The sequence below is a fragment of the Chryseobacterium sp. ISL-6 genome, assembly GCF_018613715.1.
Classification (GTDB): domain Bacteria; phylum Bacteroidota; class Bacteroidia; order Flavobacteriales; family Weeksellaceae; genus Chryseobacterium; species Chryseobacterium paludis.
Genome location: NZ_JAGGPT010000001.1, coordinates 175,957 through 199,876 on the forward strand (window position 1 = coordinate 175,957; position 23,920 = coordinate 199,876).

At 33.9% G+C, this 23,920-nt stretch carries 20 protein-coding genes; 12 read left to right on the forward strand and 8 right to left on the reverse strand.

The window, feature by feature from the left end:
* Positions 1-57 precede the first annotated feature (57 nt).
* From J7E44_RS00815 to J7E44_RS00830, 4 genes are all read left to right on the forward strand, one after another.
* Positions 58-1,311 (forward strand): pyridoxal phosphate-dependent aminotransferase, encoded by a 1,254-nt coding sequence (locus J7E44_RS00815; protein WP_214824513.1) that lies wholly within the window; start codon positions 58-60, stop codon positions 1,309-1,311.
* A gap of 108 nt (positions 1,312-1,419) precedes the next feature.
* Entirely contained in the window at positions 1,420-2,391 is a 972-nt protein-coding gene (locus J7E44_RS00820; RefSeq protein ID WP_251040438.1) for a phosphatase PAP2 family protein, read from the forward strand.
* 58 nt (positions 2,392-2,449) lie between these two features.
* Positions 2,450-3,175: a 3-deoxy-manno-octulosonate cytidylyltransferase gene (gene kdsB, locus J7E44_RS00825; protein WP_214824516.1), complete on the forward strand. Its 726-nt coding sequence runs from the start codon at positions 2,450-2,452 to the stop codon at positions 3,173-3,175.
* A gap of 103 nt (positions 3,176-3,278) precedes the next feature.
* A complete protein-coding gene (locus J7E44_RS00830) occupies positions 3,279-3,941 on the forward strand; it encodes an outer membrane lipoprotein-sorting protein (protein WP_214824518.1) in 663 nt (220 codons plus the stop codon).
* 172 nt (positions 3,942-4,113) lie between these two features.
* On the opposite strand, the gene J7E44_RS00835 is transcribed toward J7E44_RS00830, so the two are convergent.
* Together J7E44_RS00835 and J7E44_RS00840 are read right to left on the reverse strand one after the other, a co-directional pair.
* Entirely contained in the window at positions 4,114-4,590 is a 477-nt protein-coding gene (locus J7E44_RS00835; RefSeq protein ID WP_214824521.1) for a calreticulin family protein, read from the reverse strand.
* A gap of 31 nt (positions 4,591-4,621) precedes the next feature.
* A complete protein-coding gene (locus J7E44_RS00840; RefSeq protein WP_214824523.1) occupies positions 4,622-5,794 on the reverse strand; it encodes a hypothetical protein in 1,173 nt (390 codons plus the stop codon).
* A 933-nt stretch (positions 5,795-6,727) separates the two neighbouring features.
* On the opposite strand from J7E44_RS00840, the gene J7E44_RS00845 reads away from it, so the two are divergent.
* A complete protein-coding gene (locus J7E44_RS00845; protein WP_214824525.1) occupies positions 6,728-7,303 on the forward strand; it encodes a glutathione peroxidase in 576 nt (191 codons plus the stop codon).
* 83 nt (positions 7,304-7,386) lie between these two features.
* Complete coding sequence (locus J7E44_RS00850) at positions 7,387-7,902, forward strand: VOC family protein (protein WP_353050423.1); 516 nt, start codon at positions 7,387-7,389, stop codon at positions 7,900-7,902.
* A gap of 173 nt (positions 7,903-8,075) precedes the next feature.
* Here J7E44_RS00850 and J7E44_RS00855 read toward each other — a convergent pair whose 3' ends face one another.
* Positions 8,076-8,732: an NAD(P)H-binding protein gene (locus J7E44_RS00855; protein ID WP_214824527.1), complete on the reverse strand. Its 657-nt coding sequence runs from the start codon at positions 8,730-8,732 to the stop codon at positions 8,076-8,078.
* A 191-nt stretch (positions 8,733-8,923) separates the two neighbouring features.
* Between J7E44_RS00855 and J7E44_RS00860 the strand changes: the two genes are divergently transcribed.
* Together J7E44_RS00860 and J7E44_RS00865 are read left to right on the forward strand one after the other, a co-directional pair.
* Positions 8,924-10,405 (forward strand): carboxylesterase/lipase family protein, encoded by a 1,482-nt coding sequence (locus J7E44_RS00860; RefSeq protein ID WP_214824530.1) that lies wholly within the window; start codon positions 8,924-8,926, stop codon positions 10,403-10,405.
* A 133-nt stretch (positions 10,406-10,538) separates the two neighbouring features.
* The gene (locus tag J7E44_RS00865) at positions 10,539-10,892 is read left to right on the forward strand and encodes an MmcQ/YjbR family DNA-binding protein (protein ID WP_214824533.1); all 354 of its coding nucleotides are present in this window, start codon (positions 10,539-10,541) and stop codon (positions 10,890-10,892) included.
* Here the strand turns inward: J7E44_RS00865 and J7E44_RS00870 are convergent.
* The gene (locus tag J7E44_RS00870; RefSeq protein WP_214824536.1) at positions 10,889-11,809 is read right to left on the reverse strand and encodes a bifunctional riboflavin kinase/FAD synthetase; all 921 of its coding nucleotides are present in this window, start codon (positions 11,807-11,809) and stop codon (positions 10,889-10,891) included. The two genes, J7E44_RS00865 and J7E44_RS00870, sit on opposite strands and share 4 nt — an antisense overlap.
* Positions 11,810-12,126: 317 nt before the next feature.
* Here J7E44_RS00870 and atpD point away from each other — a divergent pair, with 317 nt between their 5' ends.
* The 3 genes from atpD (at position 12,127) to J7E44_RS00885 (ending at position 14,911) form a co-directional block, all read left to right on the forward strand.
* The gene (gene atpD, locus J7E44_RS00875) at positions 12,127-13,635 is read left to right on the forward strand and encodes a F0F1 ATP synthase subunit beta (RefSeq protein WP_214824539.1); all 1,509 of its coding nucleotides are present in this window, start codon (positions 12,127-12,129) and stop codon (positions 13,633-13,635) included.
* A gap of 93 nt (positions 13,636-13,728) precedes the next feature.
* Positions 13,729-14,010, forward strand: coding sequence for a FoF1 ATP synthase subunit delta/epsilon (locus tag J7E44_RS00880; protein WP_214824541.1), 282 nt, complete (start codon positions 13,729-13,731; stop codon positions 14,008-14,010).
* Positions 14,011-14,089: 79 nt separating this feature from the next.
* Positions 14,090-14,911, forward strand: a complete 822-nt coding sequence (locus J7E44_RS00885; protein WP_214824544.1) for a hypothetical protein — start codon at positions 14,090-14,092, stop codon at positions 14,909-14,911.
* 51 nt (positions 14,912-14,962) lie between these two features.
* On the opposite strand, the gene J7E44_RS00890 is transcribed toward J7E44_RS00885, so the two are convergent.
* The 4 genes from J7E44_RS00890 to J7E44_RS00905 form a co-directional block, all read right to left on the reverse strand.
* Positions 14,963-17,152, reverse strand: a complete 2,190-nt coding sequence (locus tag J7E44_RS00890; protein ID WP_214824545.1) for a B12-binding domain-containing radical SAM protein — start codon at positions 17,150-17,152, stop codon at positions 14,963-14,965.
* Between the two features lie 85 nt (positions 17,153-17,237).
* On the reverse strand, positions 17,238-17,699 hold the full coding sequence (locus tag J7E44_RS00895; RefSeq protein ID WP_214824548.1) for a glucosaminidase domain-containing protein: 462 nt from the start codon (positions 17,697-17,699) through the stop codon (positions 17,238-17,240).
* Positions 17,700-17,771: 72 nt separating this feature from the next.
* Positions 17,772-19,043 carry an aminotransferase class I/II-fold pyridoxal phosphate-dependent enzyme gene (locus J7E44_RS00900; protein ID WP_214826172.1) on the reverse strand — a complete coding sequence of 424 codons (1,272 nt, stop codon included), beginning with the start codon at positions 19,041-19,043 and terminating at the stop codon, positions 17,772-17,774.
* A 79-nt stretch (positions 19,044-19,122) separates the two neighbouring features.
* Positions 19,123-20,160, reverse strand: coding sequence for a PLP-dependent cysteine synthase family protein (locus J7E44_RS00905; RefSeq protein WP_214824551.1), 1,038 nt, complete (start codon positions 20,158-20,160; stop codon positions 19,123-19,125).
* A gap of 224 nt (positions 20,161-20,384) precedes the next feature.
* Between J7E44_RS00905 and J7E44_RS00910 the strand changes: the two genes are divergently transcribed.
* A complete protein-coding gene (locus tag J7E44_RS00910) occupies positions 20,385-23,870 on the forward strand; it encodes a glycosyltransferase family 117 protein (protein WP_214824554.1) in 3,486 nt (1,161 codons plus the stop codon).
* Positions 23,871-23,920: the final 50 nt, after the last annotated feature.

Consider the following 23,920-nt stretch of genomic DNA (forward strand, 5'->3'; position numbering starts at 1 on the left):
TCTAATTTCTAATCTTTAATCCCTGAAAACTTAAAATAATTCTAAATTTTAAATAAAGTGAAAGTTTCAAAATTAGCGGCGAACCTGATTGGTTCTGAAATTGTAAAAATTGGTAATGAAGTAAATGATTTAAAAGCAAAAGGAGCGGAGATAGCCAATCTTACTATTGGTGATCTGAATTCTAATATTTATCCGATACCTGCAAAGTTGAAGGAAGAGATTCAGAAAGCTTATCAGAATAATCTGACAAACTATCCGCCAGCAAATGGGCTTTTATCTTTAAGAAATGAGGTTTCTAAAGATCTTAAAACAAGATGGAACCTTGATTATTCTGCAAATGATATTTTGATCACTGCGGGTTCAAGACCATTGATCTATGCTGTGTATAAAACAATTGTAGATGAAGGTGATAAAATCATTTATCCAATTCCTTCATGGAACAATAACCATTATGCATACCTTACATCAGCTGATGCCATTGAAGTAAAAACGACACCTGAAAATAACTTTTTACCTACTGCCGCTGATATTAAACCTCACTTAGGTGGTGCTGTTTTGTTAGCACTTTGTTCACCATTGAATCCAACAGGAACAATGTTTACAAAGGATCAGCTTTCAGAAATCTGTGAATTGATCATTGAAGAAAACAAGAAGAGAGGTGAAGATGAGAAGCCGTTATACTTAATGTATGACCAGATCTATTCCAACCTTACTTTTGATGCAAAGCATTATGATCCTGTTTCTTTATTTCCTGAGATGAAAGAATACACCATATACATTGATGGTATTTCAAAATGTTTGGCTGCTACGGGAGTTCGTGTAGGATGGGGATTCGGACCAGCTCATATCATTGATAAAATGAAAGCACTGCTTACTCACGTAGGAGCTTGGGCACCAAAACCGGAGCAGGAAGCAACAGCTAAATTTTATCAGAATACTGAAGATGTAAATACTTTCGTTGACGATTTTAAAGCTAAGTTGGAAGAGAGTCTAAAAGTGCTTCACAAAGGAATTCAGGATCTGAAAGGAAAAGGATTGGCAGTAGAAAGTATCGAACCAATGGGGGCTCTTTACCTTACTATTAAATTAGATTATATCGGAAAAACAAAACCAGACGGAACTGTTATCGAAAATTCATCTGATCTTGGATTTTACCTGATCAATGAAGCTGGAGTGGCATTAGTTCCATTCTCTGCCTTCGGTGAAGAAAAATCTGAACCTTGGTTCCGTGCTTCTGTAGGTGGATTAGCTGTAAATGAAATTGAAGTAATGATGCCAAAACTTGAACAGGCATTAAACAATTTGAAATAAAATACATACCCGCAATTAACTAAATTTTATTCTTTCGAACTTTATTTCCCGTCATAAGTTCTTTTGAATATGAGGTAAATAGTTAATTGCGGGTATTAATATACACACATGATGAAAAGAATTAGATTGATATTGTTACCGATATCTGTCATGGTATGGTCTCAAAAGAGCGATAGTACAATTATCGTAAACCCTCCAAAGTCCCAAAATTATACGCTAAAAGATGGCTCTGTTAGAACCTATTCTAAACCAAAGCTTTTTGAATTTATTACAAGAGTTCCCAAAGATTTTATTGAGACAAATAAAGATTTTGTTGCAAAAGATCATGCCTATTATCTAGGTGGTGCAGTGGCAAGTACTTTAGTACTATTACCTTTTGATCAGAAACTTATAGATAACTCAAGAGAGCTGGGTGATAAATGGGGAATGAGTGCTGACAATAATTACAGTAAAGTTGGTGGATTAATAAAAATTCCAAAAGATATTGGAGCAGGCCTGTATTTAATTGGTAATGGGTCTACAGTTGTACTGTTAGGGATCGGTTTTGCTGCTTATGGATTAATAAAAGATGATTATAGAGCTCAGGCTACAGCAAGTGGATTAATGGAAAGTTTAATACTTTCAGGTGTTTTTTCTCAAACCATAAAAAGAATGACGGGAAGAGAAAGTCCATTTGTAGCAATTGAAAATGGTAACTCTGGGGGACATTGGACTCCGTTTCCTGGTTTTTCTGCATTTTCAAGTAATACTTCGCGTTATGATGCGATGCCCTCAGGGCATTTAACTACGTTTATGTCGGCATTAACGGTTATAGCGGATAATTATCCTGATGTAAAATGGATAAAGCCTGTAGGCTATACATTAGCCGGAGCATTGGCCTTTCAAATGATGCAGAGCCAGGTTCATTGGGCATCTGACTATCCTTTAGCTTTGTTGATGGGATATTTTATAGGAAAAACCATTTCCAAAAACAGATATACCGTTTCAGGATTTAATGCAGGAAAGGTACACTATAAAGTTAACTTTACCGCTTCTCATAATTTTGGTTACAATATGGTTGGTATTAACTTATCTTTTTAAAATGAAAAGCATATTTTGCCTATATTTAAAGAAAATTTTAAACAATTAGATTCATTCAATGAAGATCATAGCCGTTATTCCCGCTCGTTACGAAGCGAGCCGTTTTCCAGGAAAATTAATGCAGATTTTAGGAGAAAAAACAGTGATCACAACTACTTATCAGAATGTTGTAGAAACTGGTTTATTTGATGAAGTTTTTGTAGCCAGTGATTCTGAGATTATCTATAATGAAATTGTAAATAATGGTGGGAAAGCTGTGATGACAGGACAGCATGAAACGGGGAGTGACCGTATTGCAGAAGCTGTTCAGAACATAGATTGTGACATTGTTATTAATGTACAAGGAGATGAACCTTTTTTAAAAACTGAACCCCTCAAACAATTGATCGAAGTTTTTAAACAAGATGATAATCAGGAGATCTCATTAGCTTCATTAAAAATAAAACTGACTGAAAAAGAAGAAATAGAAAACCCTAATAATGTAAAAGTGATCACAGATAACAGTGGATTCGCTTTGTATTTTAGCCGTTCCATTATCCCTTATCACAGGGAAACTTCTTATGATGTTGATTATTTTAAACATATCGGAGTCTATGCTTTTAGAAAACATGCTCTATTGCAATTCTCTAAATTGGAAATGAAACCTTTAGAAATTTCAGAAAAAATAGAATGCATTCGTTATCTGGAATACGGAATGAAGATCAAATTAATAGAAACCAACTTTATCGGTGTGGGAATTGATACTCCTGAAGATTTAGAAAAAGCAAGGAAGCTAATAGGTTAGCTTTTAAATCTGTAAAATCCCTGGAATAAAGATGGTTTTACTTTTTTGCAAATTCATCTTTACCTTTCATAAAAACCTTATATTTGAACTATAAATTGAATTAATGAAGAAATTACTTTTAGTATTCGTACTGATTTATTCGCAACTCTCTTTTGCACAGACCGCAAAGGAAATTATAGATAAAAATATAGAATTATCAGGCGGATTAACGAATTGGAAGCTATTAAATTCAGTATTACTTCAGGGTAAAGTAATTTTAGGAATTAAGGATGAATACCCGATAAAAATTTACCAGCAACGTCCGAATCTTACTAAGACAGTTCTTACGATCAATAATAAAGAAACGGCGATTGAAGGTTATGATGGAAATAAAGGATATGCCATGAATTATGCAACAAATAAAGTTCAGGAATACCCGAATTATGTTCCTGAAAGCTTTGATAATGACTTTATAGATTGGGAGAATAAAGGATTTGATGCAAAATATTTAGGAAAAGAAAAAGTAGGAGATATTTACTGTCATAAGGTAGAACTAACGAAAAATGTAAACAAAAATTTATATTACTTCGATACCAATACTTATATGCTCTTAAAAGAAATAAAGAAAGAAGAAACTTTAAACTATTCGGAGTATAAAAAAGTTGGAAATCTGGTTATGCCATTCAGAATAGAGTCATCAAGTTCTAAAAAAGACGGTGATTTTGTGATGCAAATTAATAAGATCGATATTAACAAAGTGTTTCCGGCAAATATTTTTAAATTTTAATTCGATTTAAGCTACTTTTCATCAACTGAACCGTAATAGAAAAGTAAATAATGCACAAAGATTTATTGCTGCTAGGCATGTTAAATAGTAAAAGCCTCGGATCAAATCTGAGGCTTTTATTTATATAGTGTTTTTTGATAAAAACATCTATTATATTTCTACTTTTAGACGATTACTTAGGAAATTTTTCATTCCAATTATCTGGCTTCTCATTATTAGCTTTGGGTTTCTCATCCCATCCCTCTGGTCTAACATCCTTAGGTTTAGGTGGAGGAGTAATTGATGTATCAGAAGCAGGAGTATCATCCTTAACCTTATCAGAAGTTTCTCGGGCTTTACCCATAGCACCTGCGGCTGGATCAACTACTGACGAAGGATCATTCATTGATTTCTCTATACTATCACTAGATTGTTTAATATCAGAAGTCACCGATTTTATGAAATTGAATACAATATTGGATTGTGGGGATGTTTCTCTCACAATTTTCGGATCTTGTCGAACCGGTTCTTCGGGTTTAAATGGATCGTGAGGAGGAGTACTGATTGATTCATTTTCTTCTTTTGGTATGAATCCAAAAAGTTCCCCTTCTGCTTTGCTTCCTCCGGCAGATATACTGCGGGAAAAATTGAATATATCTTGAAATGTCATATTTGTTGTTTTTTTATAAGTTATATTGATTTTACAAATTATGTGGACGCTCTGTTCCAAATTTTTGACTACCATCTCTACTAAGTGCCTTGGTATCGAAAATAGTATGATTTACATCCAAAGCTGATACTGTTTCTGCTATTCCCTTTGGTCTGTATAGTTTATTTTTCTCTACAAGCTCTAAAAAAGATATACTAACAGGAATTACTTTAGCTGGAGGAGCTGAAGCTGGAAGTGGCCCGTCTGCATTCACAATAGGAAGAACTAATTCATCATAATTCAATGCAATGAATCCATCAAACGTAATGGGTATTTCGTAAGTAAATTGCTTCACCTGACGCCTTTGTGTTGCCGAGGTTTCAACTCGAGAGTTGGCTGGGATGCTTCCTGAAACATTAGAATCTGATTTCCATGATGTTGTTAGTGTACCAGAAATCGTACCCGTCAAAGAAAGCCCAAGTTCTGCAGCTAGCTCTCCACGACCAATAGCAGTACCAGTCCCTGTGAAGCTTAGCCTGTTTGAATTGGTGAAAGTAAAATTAGTTGTTTTAGTACTTGCTGATTGATTTGCGGCAGAAGATACAGTTTGGACACCTATATTGTCTTTATGATTATGTATGTGCTTGGTTTGCGTGATGGTATTGCTATCATATTTTGCTAAACTATTAGACAAACTCTCTGTCAAAATCGTCTCTATAGTTTTCGATATTTGTCCTTGCAATTCCCCAGCAACTTTTCCGTCAAAAGTAGTAGTTCCTGTACTTGACAAAGCCCAATTGATTGTATTCCCTACAGTAAATTCAATAGTATCAGAAAATTGACGGATTTCAGACGATCTATTTTCATAGGTTCTGGTAGATATTACATCAGCAACAGGTTGAATGATATTTGATCTTTCTTCAAACAAGGGAGCTCCAATTTCAAAAAAAGCCATCCATCCTCTTTTTGCAGCATTTGGATCAGGGAAAACACCAAATTTTTTATCGTTTATAGATACTCCTACTGGCCATAACGGGATTTGTCGTCTATTACTATCCAGAATAGGTTTTCCACTTTCATCTACTTGGGGTCTCATTAATCCAGGTACTTTTTTAGTCAAAAAATCCTGAAGAAATTCATCTGTTATTCCTATTTCTTCCATGTTTTTAACTGTAAGGATGCGACGTTTCGCAGGGTCAACAGTGTAAGTTTTTATCTGTGCCATATTTAAAAATTTTAATTAAATGATGTTATTTTACTAATTCCTTGACAAAGCAGGAAATTAATTGTTAAGGGTTTGTTTTTTGCCGTATATTATCGACATAGAGTTCTTGAAATCAATATTTTCGTATTTATTCTGTACTGCGCACATACAAAATATAATATTAATCTATTGACTGGTCTTTAATAAAAATAACGATCTAGGATTCCCAAAATGAGCTGAGATCCCCATTTCGTTTTTTTTTATTCTCATTGCTTGAAACGTTATCCATTGTACGACACAAAACAAGAGAAGTACGTGCAGCTAAATAAATAATTTTTTCATAAATGTTTTTTTTATTGGTTTTAAGTTGCCAATCTATGATTAAAAATTATTGTATGTGCAATAATTTGGGCTCAAAATTATTTTTTCTAATTATTTAAAATGAATGTATTGTTTTGATTATAAGTGATTTATATTATTTTTATTAATAATATCTCACCTGTTTGGGATTTTAAAATAAAATTTAAATGCCAGCAATAATAATTGGATATAAATATTTTTTTTCTCTGATTTTAAGAATAGAATAAAAAATAAATTGAAAGTAAATATTAAAAGAAATAAAATAACAATCCTTACAAAAAGCAGGATGAGAGTATATACTGATCTATAACAAAAATTGATTTTCAGTATTTTTGGCTTATAAATAATGTGTTTTCAATATGTGAATAAAATGTATTTTGTAACTGACAGAGTCAAACGATAGGGGATTAGTTGGGAAATAAAATATGGTGATATAACAATCTTTTCTTTTTATCCCTAAGTAAATATAATTTGAGATATGAACAAGATCCGATTAAGTAAAAGGTTATCCTTTTTCTAGATAAATATTCTAAATGAAATATCCGGCTTTTAAAATAAATTTTGTAACTAGCAAGGTAAATATACATCATTCAAATGAAAAAATTTTTTGTATTGCTGCTTTCTTTTGTGGCATTTTTACAGAGTTGTACGAATCAAAAAAGTGAAATTTCTAAAGCTAAAACCAACGAACTTATGGGAAAAACAATATATGATTTCAAAGTTGAAAGCCTGGATGGGAAGGAAATCAATTTTGCTGATTTTAAAGGGAAGAAAATCCTTATTGTAAATACTGCTTCCGAGTGTGGATTTACTCCACAGTATGCTGATTTAGAAAAAGTGTATGAAGAGTATAAAGATAAATTGGTCATTGTAGGTTTCCCTGCCAATAATTTTGGAGGTCAGGAACCAGGAACAAATACAGAAATCGGAGCTTTTTGTCAGAAAAACTATGGAGTAACTTTCCCTTTGGCAGCTAAAGTTTCTGTGAAAGGTGATGACACAGCTCCAATCTTTAAATATCTGACAGAGAAAGACCTGAACGGAGTAAAGAATACAACGATCCTTTGGAATTTTACAAAATTCCTGATAGATGAAAATGGTAAATTGGTGGACAGTTTTGTAAGTACTACAAAACCTACTGATGAGGCTATTACAAAGTATTTGAAATAAAATTAAAAAGTATATTTTTACAAAGTGGATGTTTTCATCCACTTTTTTTATGAGAATATTATTAAACAGGTAAAACGTAATTTATGAAAAAAATATTTTTTGCTTCTTGCATTCTGGCTTCTTTTATACTAGGATTTGCTTTTAAATCAGCTACAGAAAAGAAATCGGATGATCTGAAAAGAGTAACAGGTATTGGTGGAATCTTTTTTAAATGTAAAGATCCTAAAAAGATGAGAGAATGGTATAAAGATCATTTAGGTCTTAATACAAATGAATATGGTGCTGTGTTTGAGTGGTATCAGGGTGCGGATAATTCTAAGAAAGGATTTTCACAATGGAGCCCTTTCAATGAAAAGACAAAATACTTTCAGCCTTCTGAAAAAGATTTTATGATTAATTACCGTGTAGAAAATCTTGAAAAATTGGTAGAAGAACTGAAAAAAGAAGGTGTAACAATCGTGGATAAGGTCGACACCTATGAATACGGAAAATTTGTACACATCATGGATGTCGAAGGTAACAAAATAGAACTGTGGGAGCCTAATGATATTGAGTATGAAAAATTAGGGAAAAGTATGGGAAGTAAAACCACGAAATAACTAGGTTATAGGTATCAGATTTTAGGAGTTATAAGATTCGGGTTTAAATTGAAATTAAAAGTGGAAAGTTTAAAAGTTATGGGATTTGAGATGCGGGTTATGGATTTCGTGGTTCTACTTAAAATTATTATTTTCGATCTAACTTCTAACTTCTAACTTCTAACTTTCAATTATTATTCATTTGTCTTTTCTGCAAAGCAGAAAATATTTCCCAATTTGATACTGGAATAGCCATTGCTTTTGATTTTCGAAGAATTGATCATTGCTTTGGCTAAAATATATGTAGGTAAGGGTTTTTGACTTTCTAAAAGTCCAATTTTATTTGCGAATTTTATAATTCTGCTTCCCAGGACTTCTCCTGTTCTGTCAGAATCTTTTCTCTCCAACATTCCGGGTTTGAAGATAGTGATCTTATTAAAATGGAGTTGTCTTACTGCATCTTCCAGTTCTCCTTTCATTTTAGAATAGAAAATTTTTGACTTAGGATCAGCTCCATAGGCAGAAACCAGAACATAGTCATCCACATTATTTTCTTTAGCAGCTTTTGCAAATTGATATTGATAATCGAAATCCACTTTTCTTTGGGCTTCCTTGCTTCCTGCGGTTTTTAAAGTAGTTCCGAGACATGAGAAGGCTACATCACCTTTTACCGAATCTTTCCATTCTTCAGGATTCTCAAAATTCACTACGTGAACTTTTAATTTATCACTTTTTATATCCAGCGGTTTTCTAACGAAAACATCTACTTCATCAAACTCTTTATCATTCAACAATTGACTGACTAAATCTTTACCTGTGGCACCAGTCGCGCCTATTACCAAAGCTTTCATAATAAATGTGATTTGTGATAAGTATAATTTTTCTTTTCCTTTCTAAATTTACTAAATTTTGATTAATAAAACAGAAAGATTAAAATATTAACAACCTAAAAATGAAATTATTCGCTAAAAATTATTATTGAATATAACTGAAACACACTCTGAAATTTTACTAAGTTTGTGTTGAACCTTTTATAAATATTATGGAAACATTAAAAACGGTCAGCACTCAGTACGGAGACGTTAGTGGCATTAAAAAAGAAGATGGTATCTTAGCATTTAAAGGCATTCCTTATGCTGCCCCACCTATTGGTGTAAACCGCTTTCAACCACCCAAACCTCCAATGCCATGGACGGGTGTAAAAAATGCAACAGAATATGGTGCCACTCCGCCACAAATAACCCCAAAATCTGGACCGTTTGCTGGATTATTACCCAATGTGGTAATTCCGGGAGATGATTATTTAAACCTTAATATTTGGACTTCAGGTGTTGCTGAAAAAAAGCCAGTCATGGTTTTTATTTATGGCGGTGCCTTTACTCTTGGGTCAGGTGCTGTTTCAGGCTATGATGGGAGTCATTTTGCACGAGATGGTGTTGTTTTAGTTACCATAAATTATCGGATTGGTATTGACGGATTTTTGTGGTTTGGTGATGGGGTACCTAACCTTGGTATACTTGACCAAATTGCTGCACTCAGATGGGTTCGGGACAATATTGTAAACTTTGGTGGTGATCCTGATAATGTTACTATTTTCGGTGAGTCTGCTGGTGGAATGAGTGTTTGTACTTTACTCGCAATGAAAGAAGCAGAAGGTTTATTTCGACGGGCTATTGCTGAGTCGGGAGCAGGACACTCAGTAATTAGTCCTTCCTCTGCAAAGCTTATTGGTACCAGGCTTGCTGAAATACTTGGTGTTGAGCCAACACGCGAAGCAATCGGACAGGTTACTCTTGAAAAGCTTTTTGCTGCACAAGGTCAATTGGGATCCGAAATTATGGCAAATCCTTCAGCAAAATTATGGGGTGAGGCTGCTTTCAACTTAATGCCGTTTGAGCCAATAGTTGATGGTCAGTTATTAACAGCAACCCCTATAGAATGCATTGCTAAAGGCGCAAGTAAAGATATAGATATTCTTATTGGTAGTAATAGTCAGGAATTTAGATTATTTCTTGTACCTGAAGGTACCATATCAAAAATCACTGATACGGCTTTAGATATGGCAGCTTCTGCTTATGGACTATCTACTGAGGCCATTCAAATCTATAAGGCAAACCGTCCAGATAGTTCTCCTGGTGATGTGCTAAGTGCAATTATCACAGATTGGTTTTACCGTATTCCAGCTTTGCGCGTTGCAGAAAAGCACGGCAACACACATGTATATGAATTTTCATGGGAATCACCTGCATGTAACAATCTACTTGGAGCTTGCCACGGTCTTGAGATTGCTTTTGTATTTGATAATCTGACTAATGCTGGCTTTTCCGAAATATTAGGCAACCAACTTCCACAACAATTGGCTGACAGTGTACATAAAGCATGGGTAAATTTTGCTACTAACGGCAATCCTGGTTGGGATACTTATAATGTTAATAATCGTATATCTATGCGTTTTGATACTGTATCACAAATTACAGTCAACGATCGAGCTGATGAACGTTCTCTCTGGGATAGAATTAGATAATTAAAAGATTAAAGGAACTTCCTAAACATTAATTTTGCACTATCAACTATCAACTATCAACTATCAACTATCAACTATCAACTATCAACTATCAACTATCAACTTTCCATTTTCACCTTTCAACTAACAAATTATGGATGCTAACGAAATATTAGATTATTGTCTTGCTAAAAAAGGAGTCACAGAAACTTTTCCTTTTGATAATGAAACGCTTGTCATGAAAGTAGGAACAAAAATGTTTCTCCTGATGGGTTTGGAGAGGCAGCCTTTGGGAATTAATGTAAAGACAGATCCCGAATGGAGTGCTGAGCTTCGCGAACAATATCCACAGATCACCGGGGCTTATCATATGAATAAAACCCATTGGAATTCAGTTTCAGTAGATGGTTTAAAAAGAGATCTTATTTTTAAACTGATTGATCAGTCTTATGAATTGGTTTTTAATTCTTTAACGAAAAAAGCGAGGGAAGAAATTACAAATACTTAAAAATCAAATTCTTCAGTCAGTCTTTTATCTTCATCCAATCTTTCAATTAACTTTTCAAGGCCTTCAAATTTGATCTCATCATGAAGAAAATCTCTGAATTTTACCGTGATATCCTGATCATAAATATCTTCATTAAAATCAAGTATGTAGACTTCGACAGTTAAAGTATCACCGTTTACGGTTGGATTGGTTCCAACACTCAACATCCCTTTATATGTCTGACCTTTTACTTCAACTTCAACAATATAAGCTCCTTTTTTAGGTAATAACTTAATGGAATCAGTACCAATATTAGCAGTAGGATAACCAATTGTTCTTCCTATTTTCTTTCCATGAATTACTTTTCCTGAAACAGAGTAGGAGTAGCCCAACATTTCATTGGCTGCAACAATGTTTCCAGCTAAAAGTGCATTCCTGATTTTTGTAGAACTGATATTGTTTTCGTGGATATTAATTGCTTCCATTTGTTCCACTTCAAAATTCAATTCTTTTGAAAGTTTTTGAAGAAGTTCAAAATTCCCACTTTTATTTTTTCCGAAAGAATGATCGTATCCTATAATAAGGTATTTTACATTCAGCTTGTCGATAAGGATTTGACGAACAAATTCCTCTCCGGTAAGATTCCTGAATTCTTCATCAAATTCTTTTAAGAATAAATTATTGATACCATATTTATCGATCAGTAATTTCTTTTCATCTAACGTATTTAAAAGTTTTAAATCTTCATTTGGATTAAAAACAAATCTTGGATGTGGCCAAAAAGTAAGGATAGCAGTCTCTAGTTGGTTTTCTGTACCCACTTTTTTTAATTCGTCAATAATACATTTATGACCTAGATGTACTCCGTCAAACATTCCTAAAGACAATGCTAGAGGCTTTTGAGAGGAATAATCTTTAAAATTCTTGAAAACTTTCAAAACGGAAAAAATTTGACTGCAAATATAAAGCCTTTAAAATAATCTACTATAATGTATCGCAAGTTATTTTATGTTATTGTATTTTACGTTGTCTATTAAGTGTATAATTGGTTACCCTTTTATATGATGTTTATCTCATTGATCTGTAAATTAACTTCAATCCGACGCATAATTATATTAAAATTAATTGAAAATCCAAAAAATTAAAAGCCAGAATCCGAATTTTAGAGAGGTTAAAAAGTATGATAAAAATCTTTTTTTTACCAATTGCGGGTTTGTTAAGATTCATTATATTTGCACCAAGAAAAAATTTAGCAATGGCAAACCAAATTAAAGGAAAAATTTCTCAAATTATTGGTCCTGTAATCGACGTAGTTTTTAATAATGTGGAAGCAATTCCAAGTATTTATGACGCGTTAGAAATTACTAAAGGAAACGGTGAAAAAGTAGTCTTAGAGGTAGAACAACATATTGGTGAGGATACAGTAAGATGTATCGCAATGGATGCTACAGACGGTCTTCAAAGAGGGCAAGACGTAATTGGATATGGAAATCCTATTACAATGCCAATCGGTGAGGCTGTGAACGGAAGACTATTCAACGTTGTTGGTGATGCTATCGACGGGCTTCAAAATATTTCTAAAGAAGGTGGTCTGCCAATTCACAGACCAGCTCCAAAATTTGATCAACTTTCAACTTCTGCAGAAGTTTTATTTACAGGTATTAAAGTAATCGATCTAGTTGAACCTTACGCAAAAGGGGGTAAGATTGGATTGTTCGGTGGTGCTGGTGTAGGTAAAACAGTATTGATCCAGGAGTTGATTAACAATATTGCAAAAGGACACGGTGGTCTTTCTGTTTTCGCTGGAGTAGGTGAAAGAACGAGAGAAGGAAATGACCTTTTAAGAGAGATGCTAGAATCAGGAATTATCAAATATGGTGATGATTTTATGCACTCTATGGAAAACGGAGGTTGGGATCTTTCTAAAGTAGACTTAGAGGCTATGAAAGAATCTAAAGCAGCATTCGTTTTCGGACAAATGAACGAGCCACCAGGAGCAAGAGCCAGAGTAGCACTTTCTGGTCTTACATTAGCTGAATACTATAGGGATGGTGGAGAAAGTGGACAGGGTAGAGACGTTCTATTCTTCGTAGATAATATCTTCCGTTTTACACAAGCTGGTTCTGAGGTATCTGCACTTCTTGGTCGTATGCCATCTGCGGTAGGTTACCAACCAACACTTGCTTCTGAGATGGGTGCAATGCAGGAAAGAATTACTTCTACTAAGAACGGATCTATTACTTCTGTACAGGCTGTTTATGTACCTGCGGATGACTTAACTGACCCGGCTCCGGCAACTACGTTTGCTCACTTGGATGCAACTACAGTACTAGATAGAAAAATTGCTTCATTAGGTATTTATCCGGCAGTAGATCCATTGGCTTCTACTTCAAGAATCCTAGCTCCTGAAATTATCGGAGAAGAGCATTATAACTGTGCTCAAAGAGTAAAAGAAATTCTTCAAAGATATAAAGCTCTTCAAGATATCATCGCTATCCTTGGTATGGAAGAACTTTCTGAAGAAGATAAATCTGTTGTTTACCGTGCTAGAAAAGTTCAGAGATTCTTATCTCAGCCTTTCCACGTTGCAGAACAGTTTACAGGTATCCCAGGTTCATTAGTAGATATTAAAGATACTATCAAAGGATTCAACATGATTATGGATGGTGAATTAGATCATTTACCAGAAGCTGCTTTCAACTTGAAAGGAACTATTGAAGAAGCTATTGCAGCAGGACAAAAAATGTTAGCTGATAACGCTTAATAAATTAGACAAAAGATGTCAGACACAAGACATGAGACTTTAATGCTGTCTGAAATCTGAAATCTGGAATCTGAAATCTTCAAATCTAAAGAAATGAATATAAAAATTTTAACACCAGAACACGTAGTTTTTGAAGGTGAAGTAACTTCAGTATTACTGCCGGGAAAAAATGGTGAATTCCACATCATGAAAAACCACGCAGGAATCGTTTCTTCTTTAATTAACGGTAAGGTAAAATTATATGTGAATTCTATTGATGAAACGTATGCTAAAAACTTTACAAGAGAGAATGAAAAAGATTCGGTTTTTTCTTATCCTATCAAAAGCGGTGTTGTAGAATTTAATCATGATAAAGGGATTATCCTTTGTGAGTAATTAAATGAAAAGCTAAATATATTTTCAAAAAGTGTAACTTTGGTTACACTTTTTTTATGTAATGTAAAAATCTGATTTTATGAAAAAAAGTACGGTCATGTTGTTTACAGTTTTGAGTATCTTGTTTAATGCTCAGAATTTTAAAACTAAAAGGGGGATTGTAAGTCTTGATGGTGTGCACGTCGCGAAAATTTCAAATAAATCAAATCAATACACTTTTATGGATCTTAAAGAAACTCCGATCTATACAATGGAATTCATTGATAAAAGTGTTGTTGATTCTGTAAGAGATAGTTATATAACATTAAACAGGGTATATAACAGGGATAAAACAATAGAACTGGATTATATCTCTCCATCAGCTTTTTCTGGTGAAGAAAAATCGGCAGTTTATACTTCTATAAAAGGTTTGAAACTGATTGATAATAAAGGGATCAATGTTAAGAATTTAGATGAGCTTTTTACGAATATGCCTAAACGGAAGCTTGATAGTAAAACAAAAGATGCTTACGCTATAAGAAGTAAAATTGATAAACTGAAAATTGAAGTCAACAGCGTTGGCGAAATTCTAAGTAATGGTGTTCCTGTAGGGTATTTTACCAATCTACCAGTCAGCTTTGGTTCTGATGATACAATCGCCGAAAAAACCTTTGTTGATATTGAAATTTATGATGCTAAGAGTAAGTATATTGGAAAATATATTACAACCACAAAGCAGATCAAAACCGCTGGTGGGAAATCGTTTACGCTCTATAGAGAGATGTCCGGAAGGGCTTCAATATTAAAATTTCCTACCTACAAAGCTATCGCCGAACGAATGGCAATTATGGATCCTAATTTTATAAAAGTCCAAGAAAAAGTGGTAGTAGGAGCTGTGGTAAAAGATGGTGTTGAGAAATAAAAAGTAGAATCATTAGTTGAAAATTGCTGAACTATCTACGAAAAAATCAGATTACAAACTTAAAATAACACCATTATCTTTTAGCTGCTGCATAGGTTTTGAAAACCAAAATAATTCAAAATCTTCAAAACTTTCTTCAAACTGAGTTTTAAGCTGCTGAAGTGTAATTTTCTTCGCACTTTCTTTAGAATTGTCTTTAAGTATTTCCATTAACCATTCAGCTTTTTCCTGTTCCAGATCCACTTTTACAATATTGGTTTTTAAATGGAATGTAAGCTGGGTATACGGCCAGGAGTTCTGTTTTTTTGTTTTAATGTAATTCTCAGCGATCACGTTTTTATCTAAGAAAATAATTTTTGAATTTCCTTTAAATATAAAACTATCATCTTCTAAAAGACAATCGTGAATATAATCAGGGTGAATGGTTGTTTTCGGGATTTTAAAATCAAACCAATCCTGCAGAGGAATTTCAAAATTGATCCCATGCATATAATTGAATAAAGATTTCTTTAAGCCAAAACTAAATTTACTATGATCAATACCTGTTTTATCTGTAAAATCAATATCGTTATTAGCAAACAAAATTTCCTGTTTAATAGGGGTAACTCCAAACTCTTCTGGATTTAAGCCTACCGGTGAATGAGCGGTCATGGCAAACTGATGCCAAAATCCACTTTGTAAAATTCCCATTTCAAATAATTGACGAACCATCTCCAGAGAGTCGACGGTTTCCTGAACTGTTTGGGTAGGGTAGCCATACATCAGGTAAGCATGGATCATAACTCCGGCCTCAGTAAAATTTCTTGTTACCTGAGCAACTTGGTCTACCGAAATCCCTTTATCAATTAATTTTAATAAACGGTCACTGGCAACTTCCAATCCTCCGGAAACAGCTACACAACCTGAAAGTTTTAATAAAAAACAAAGATCTTTGGTAAAGCTCTTTTCAAAGCGAATATTGGTCCACCAGGTAACTACTAAATTTCTTCGTAAAATTTCCAAAGCAACTTCTCTCATTAGAGCGGGTGGTGCTGCTTCATCTACAAAATGAAATCCTGTTTCGCCTGTACTTTTAATGAGATCTTCCATTCTGTCGACCAGAATTTTTGCAGAAATAGGCTCATAAATTTTGATATAATCTAATGATATATCACAAAAAGTACATTTGCCCCAGTAGCAGCCATGTGCCATTGTAAGTTTATTCCATCTTCCATCACTCCATAAACTGTGCATTGGATTTGCAATTTCAATAACCGAAATATATCTGTCTAGCTGTAAATCGGTATATTCAGGTGTTCCTACTTGAGCTTGTTTATAATCGTGTCTTTTCGAATTGTTCTTATAAGTTACTTTTTCATTTTCTATTAAGAAAGTCCGTTTAAATTCTGCAATTTCGGATTGGCTATTTAGATTTTCGTAAAGAAGTTCAATAGGAAGTTCACCATCATCCAGTGTAATAAAATCGAAAAATTCAAAGACTCTGGCATCTTTTACTTCTCTTAATTCTGTGTTTGGGAAACCTCCGCCCATTGCAGTTTTAATGTGGGGAAAGTTATCTTTAATGTATTTTGCACATCTAAATGCTGCATACAAATTTCCAGGAAAAGGAATAGAAAAGCATACCAGTTTTGGCTGAGCAAATTCTAATTTTTCCTGAAGAATACTTAAGGTTATATGGTCAATAAATGTTTGGCCTCCGATCAGTTTTAAATACAATTCGTCAAAAGAATTAGCACTTTTTCCCAAACGTTCCGCATATCTGCTGAAACCAAAATCTGAATCTATATTTTCAATAATATAATCAGATAGGTCTTCTAAATATAAAGTACACAGATGTTTAGCTTTGTCCTGTAAACCCATGTTTCCGAAAGCAAATTCCATATCATCCAATTGGTTGAAACGGGAAGCTTCCGGTAAAAAATTCATGCTGCAGATCTGCCTTGCCAATGTGAAATTTTTACCTTGTAAGAAAAGTATAACCTGATCAATGGTTCTTAGATATTCTTCTCTTAAAGCAAAAATTCTCTGAGAATTTTCTGAAGTATTTTTAAGGTTAATTTTTTTATTAAAAATATTCTGAAGCCCGTCTTTTGAGAATAACTCCAAAATAACTTCAATCCCCAAATCAATCTGATAGCTGGAAATATTTTTGGTATTTAGAAAACCTTTAATATAAGCTGTTGCAGGATAAGGAGTGTTAAGTTGGGTAAAAGGCGGAGTGATAAGAAGCAGATCTTTCAATAGAAAAATTTTTACAAATTTATTTTAAATTATTATATTCTGTACTATAAAGACTAGCAGCTTATAAAATGTGAAGGTGTGAAGGTTATTTATTTAAACCAAACTTTGTAATTGTAAGATTTATTTTTTTCATCCATTCATTAGGTTTCGCAGAATAGCCTGAAGAAGCAATCGCTTTAACCCATTCAGTATAATTATTATTATCTTTTAGTTTAGTGTAGAGTTTCTTTTTTGAGAGCAGTCGACAAAAAGCCTCATAACTTTCTTTTACAGAGCCAAAGCTCTTAAATCTCGAAGAATTAATATCATTTTTCCCTAACATACCAAAATGATTGTTTAGGGTCTTACTGGCTTTACTGGTTCCCGCTCCGGATTCAACAATGGCAATAGCCAGTATAACCGAACTTGGAATTCCGTACTGTTTTGAGAGATTCATAGCGATATCTTTATGATTATCGATATAGGAACGTTGAGCCGTAGCGTTAGTGAAAAAAAGCAGTAGAAAAAGGCTAATAATAGCAATTCTGATATTTTTAGAATTTTTCATATAAATTCATTTTGACGTAAATTTATTAGACAAAAAGGTCATTCTATTTCAAATGACCTTTTTTATTTTTAATTAAATTTCTTTAAACTGAATATTATTTTCTTTAAGATAGCTCTCAGCCTGTTCTTTATAATGTCCACTCATTAATTTGTCGTGAATTGCTTCAAAAGCGGCAAGAGTTTCATTGATCTCAGAATCAGTATGAGATGCGGTAGGAATTAATCTTAATAGGATCATTCCTTTAGGAATTACCGGATAAACAACAACAGATGTAAATATTCTATAGTTTTCTCTTAAATCTTTTACTAAAAGAGTTGCTTCTACAGGAGTTCCCTGCATCATTACCGGAGTTACACACGTATTGCTGTCTCCAATATTGAAACCTCTTTCTTTAAGACCATTTTGTAATTTATGAGTGTTTTCCCATAATTTAGCTTTGATCTCAGGCTTTGTTCTTAAAAGCTCTAATCTTTTCAAACCTCCAATTACCATTGGCATGGTAAGAGATTTTGCAAAAATTTGAGATCTTAAATTGAATTTTAGATATCTGATGATGTCTTTGTCTCCTGCGATGAAAGCTCCAAATCCTGCCATTGATTTAGCAAAAGTAGAGAAGTATACATCAATCTGATCCTGACATCCCTGTTCTTCACCAGCCCCGGCCCCTGTTTCACCAAGAGTTCCGAATCCATGAGCATCATCTACTAATAGTCTGAAATTATATTTTGATTTCAGGTCACAGATTTCTTTAAGTTTTCCCTGTTGGCCTCTCATTCCGAAAACACCTTCAGTAACTACTAAAATACCTCCTCCTGTTTCCTGAGCTACTTTCGTCGCTCTCTGAAGGTTTTTTTCCAGACTTTCAATATCATTGTGTCTGTATGTAAATCTTTTTCCAGCATGAAGTCTTACACCGTCTACAATGCAAGCGTGAGAATCTACATCATATACAATAACATCATTTCTGCTAACCAATGCATCAATAGTGGATACCATTCCCTGGTAACCAAAATTTAATAAATAAGCGGATTCTTTTTGAACAAAGTCAGCAAGTTCTTTTTCTAACTGTAAGTGCTGTTCTGTTTCTCCAGACATTGCTCTTGCTCCCATTGGATAAAACATCCCGTATTGAGCAGCAGCTTTTGCATCAGCTTCTAATACTTCAGGATGATTACACAATCCCAAATAATCATTAGCACTCCAGAAGATTACTTCTCTTCCCTGAAACTGCATTCTAGGTCCGATAGGTCCTTCCAGTCTTGGGAAAATAAAATAACCTTCGCCATAATCTGCAAATTGTCCAAGAGGTCCTGGATTTTCTTTTATTCTGTCAAAAATATCCAACATTTTATAAGTGATTTTTTTAAGTAAAAAAGCCTTTTGTGATCTACAAAAAAGGCTTTATTTGTATGGTAATTTATTTCTATTTAATGAATTCTGTTTTAAAAACTTCATCGTAATTGTGTACACAATTATTTACAAAACCTTGCTCAGCCATCCATTTGTCACTATATACTTTAGTGATATATCTTGATCCGTGATCCGGATATATTAAAACAACAAGATCGTCTTTTGAAAATTCGTGAGATTGTGCATACTGTATCAATGCCTGTGTCACAGCTCCTGTTGTATAACCACCCATGATGGCTTCCTTTAATGCTATTTCACGAGTTCTATATGCAGACATTTCATCGTTTACCCTTACGAATTCATCTACTTTGTCAAAAAGCAAAGCAGCAGGAATCAGGTTTTTTCCCATTCCTTCAATCTGGTAAGGATGAACATCTTCTTTATTAATTTTTCCAGTTTCATGATAACTTTTCAGAATAGAACCATCTGCATCTACTCCGATAATTTTGATATCTGGATTTTTTTCTTTCAAAAATTTTCCTGATCCCGATAAAGTTCCACCAGTTCCGGTACAAGCAAAAAGATGGGTTATTTTTCCCTCCGTCTGCTCCCAAATCTCCGGTCCTGTAGTTTGGTAATGGGCATCAATATTCAACTCATTAAAATACTGATTGATATAAACGGAATTAGGCGTTTCTGAAGCAACTCTTTTTGCCACTTCATAATAAGATCTCGGGTCATTTGCTGCTACATTCGCAGGACAGACATATACCACAGCACCAAGTGCTTTCAGATAGGCAATCTTCTCCGGTTTTGTTTTGTCACTTACAGCAAGAATGCATTTGTATCCTTTGATGATGCAAACCATTGCAAGAGAGAATCCAGTGTTTCCGGAAGTGGTCTCTACAATTACAGAATCTTCTTTTAATAAACCTTTCTTCTCAGCGTTTTCTATAATATGAAGTGCGATTCTATCTTTAGTGGAATGTCCAGGATTATATGATTCTAACTTGGCATAAACAGTTGCAGGAATATCTTTCGTTACAGTATTTAGCTTCACCATAGGAGTATTTCCTATAAGGCCAAGGATATTATCGTAAACATTACTCATTATTTGTTATTTTTCAATAAAAATCTGAGGGCAAAAATACAAAAAAATAAATAATTTCTAAACTTTTGTTTGATTTCTAAGTCGCCATTAGTTAATTCGTTATTTTTCCTTCCTCAATCATTGCTCCATTATTATCGCAAATACCACACCAGTATTTTTAAAATTTGTTAAAATCGGCATAAAATGAGATAAAAGCCCTATTTTCGCGTAATTGATTTTATACTATGAAAAACTGGACTTTTAGGCAATGGAACACCGTTTTAGGGTGGGTTACTTTCGTCATTGCATTTTTCACGTACTTATCAACGATAGAACCTAAGCTTAGTTTTTGGGATTGTGGTGAGTATATTTCTTCAGCAGTTAAATTAGAAGTAACGCACGCTCCTGGAGCTGCTTTATTTCAAATTGTGGGCGCAGTAGCGGCCATTTTTGCATTAGGAAAAGGTGAAAATTATTCTATTGTCATCAATGCGATGTCCGCAATGTTCAGCGCGTTTACTATTTTATTTTTGTTCTGGACGATTACTCATTTTGTGAGAAGGCTTTTGAACAAAGATTTTGAAGAAGTAACCAAACATCAGGAAATTTCTATTTTATTTGCTGGGGTAATTGGAGCTTTATGCTTTACATTCTCGGATACCTTCTGGTTTTCTGCGGTAGAAGGAGAAGTATATTCTATGGCCTCGATGTTTATTGCGCTTTTGGTCTGGCTGATTACAAAATGGGAAAATGAATACAGTGCCGCGGATAATGAGAGATGGATTATTCTTATTTTCTTTATTGTAGGACTTTCTGTAGGGGTACACATGATGTGTATGTTATCAATTCCTGCTATTTGCTTAGTATACTACACCCGAAATTATAAATTTACCTGGAAAAATTTTATCTGGGCTAACTTAATTACACTTGGAATTCTGATCATTGTATTTAAAATTATCTTCCCATTGATCATGACGATGTTTGGGAAACTTGAAATATTCTTTGTTAATGGTTTAGGACTTCCTTTCCACTCAGGAACTATCGTAGCGTTTATTCTTATGATTGTCCTTTGTTATTTAATTATTAAATATGCGAGAAGAAGTAAAAAAAATGTTTATCAAACGGTTGCATTATCTGTAGTTTATATGATGATAGGTTTTTCATGTTGGATGGTAATTCCGATCAGAGCCAATGCAAATCCACCAATGAACCTTAATGATCCGGATACAGCAATTGGTATGCTGGATTATTATAACAGAGAGCAGTATGGAGACTGGCCAACAATTTACGGACAGAACTATACAGCATTCCTTGATGCAAATGGAATTGAAAAAAATGAAGATGGAAGTTTTAAAACACAGAAAACAGGAGAGATCTTCGAAAAAGATGAAAAAACGGGGACCTACAGAAAAACAGGAGATCGTTTTAATTATGTATTCAGTAAATCCCAGGTAAGTTTAATGCCAAGGATGTTTAATGAAGATAAAGCAGTAATGGCTAATTACATTTCAATGTACGGAGCACCTGACTTTACTTTTAACTATGGAAATGAAGATGTAGCAGATAATCCTCAGGCTAAACAGATTTTTGAAGAACTAAGAAAGAAATACGAAGATAAATCTATTACCGCAGCAGATTATTTAAAAGTAAAACCATATGATCTTATTACGGTTCAGAAGCCTTCTCTGGCTCAGAATATGGACTACTTTATTACTTTTCAGAACGGATATTACTTTGTAAGATACCTGTTGTGGAACTATGTGGGTAGACAGAATGATCTGGAAGGAAATATGGAAAATACAAAAGGAAACTGGATTTCAGGTTTTTCTTTTATTGACAATGCTTTGTGGGGTAATCAGGATAAAATGCCTGCTAAGTTCAAAAATGAAAGTACGGTTGCCTTTTTCTTCTTACCGTTGATCTTGGGATTAATAGGTTTCTTCTTTCAGCTTAACAGAGACTTTGGAAGGTTCTACGCTATATTATCATTATTTGTGATCACAAGTGTTGGAATCGTCTTTTATACGGGAGTAAAACCTTTTGAACCAAGAGAGAGAGATTATGCTATGGTGGGCTCCTTCTACGCATTTGCCATTTGGATAGGTTTAGGTGCAGGAGCTATCTTGTGGTTTGTACAATCTAAAATTAAATCCAACGCTGCGAATATTATTGCAGGGATTGTTTTATTGGGAGTACCTTTTATGATGGGATTCCAGAATTATAATGTACACGATAGGAGTAACAGATATACTGCCTATGATTATTCATACTCAGTGTTAAAATCCTTACCTAAAGAAGATATCTTATTTGTGTATGGAGATAATGATACGTATCCGGTTTGGGGACTTCAGGAAACAGAAAACTTCCGTGATGATGTAAAAGTAGTTAACTTTACTCTTTTATCCACTCCATGGAATATTGATCAGGTAAAGAGAAAGACATATAATGCGAATCCTATTCCTAGTCAGTTAACACATGAGGATTACAGAGATGGAGTGAATGATCAGATCTATCTGATGAAAAAAGAGGACTGGCAAAATATTTTCAGTAACCTTCAGGAACAGGGAGCTCCTTCAACAGAATTCCAATCCTTTAAAAAATACCTTACACAGGATTCTATTACCCTTAAAGAAGCAATCAATTTCATTAAGATGAAATCCCCTGAAAAGGATGAAGTACTGAAAATGATATTTGGTGAAGCACGTTATGAGAAATACAATTTTCTACCGGTAAGCAAATTTATTCTACCTGTTAATAAAGAGAATGCCTTAAAAGCAGGAATCATTAATCAGGCTGATTTACCAAATACGGTGAATCAGATCATGATCGATTATAAAGCGAATACACTCTATAAAAATAATCTGATAATGTTTGATATTCTTGCCAACTTCGATTGGAAAAGACCGATTAATTTCTCTTCTGGAGGAATCTATGACAGTGAGAATATTTTCTATTTAGATGATTATCTTCAATTGGATGGTTTCAGTTATCGTTTGATTCCTATTCATACACCTCCAAATTCTGATGGTGATATGGGTAGAGTAGATGCCAATTCACTATATAATGTGGTGAAAAACTTCAAATGGGGTAATTTTAAAGATCTTAATGCTCATTTTGATGAAACCGCTACTTCTAATATTATCAGCTACAGAAGTGCTGCAAGTAGAGCAGCAGCTGCTCTTTCTCTAAATGGCCAAAAAGCTAAAGCGGTTGAATTATTGGATCTTGCAGCAAAAGAAATTCCTGTAGAAAAGTATAATGATCCCCGTTCATTAAGTTCTATCGTTTATGGATATATTGTGGCAGGTCAGGAGCAGAAAGGATTGAAACTGGCAGAAACACTTAAGAAAGGAATTTTTGAAGAATATGATTATTATTTAAGCCTTACTCCAAGTGAGCAAAGATATCTGAGAAGACAAATGGGGTCCAAACCAATGGAATATTCTCTTGTTGTTTCATCTGTTACTAATGCCTACAAAGCGATCGGACAAAAAGATAAAGCCTATGACTATCTTGTGAAATCGATAGAGCCAATTGATAAAAAGTTCAATGTGTTCGTAAAAGATCTTCAACAGATGGGTAAAGAGAAGGCAATGAGTGAATCTGAAAATGTACAGAAGATCACACCATTCTATCAGTACTTATTTGATATCATGGAACCTTTTGATTCTACTTATTCAAAAGAAAAGGAAAATCAGATTACTACAGCCATTATGAAAGCAACACAATAGAAAGCATAATTTTAAAAACGGAACTTGGTTCCGTTTTTTTATTGCCCTAT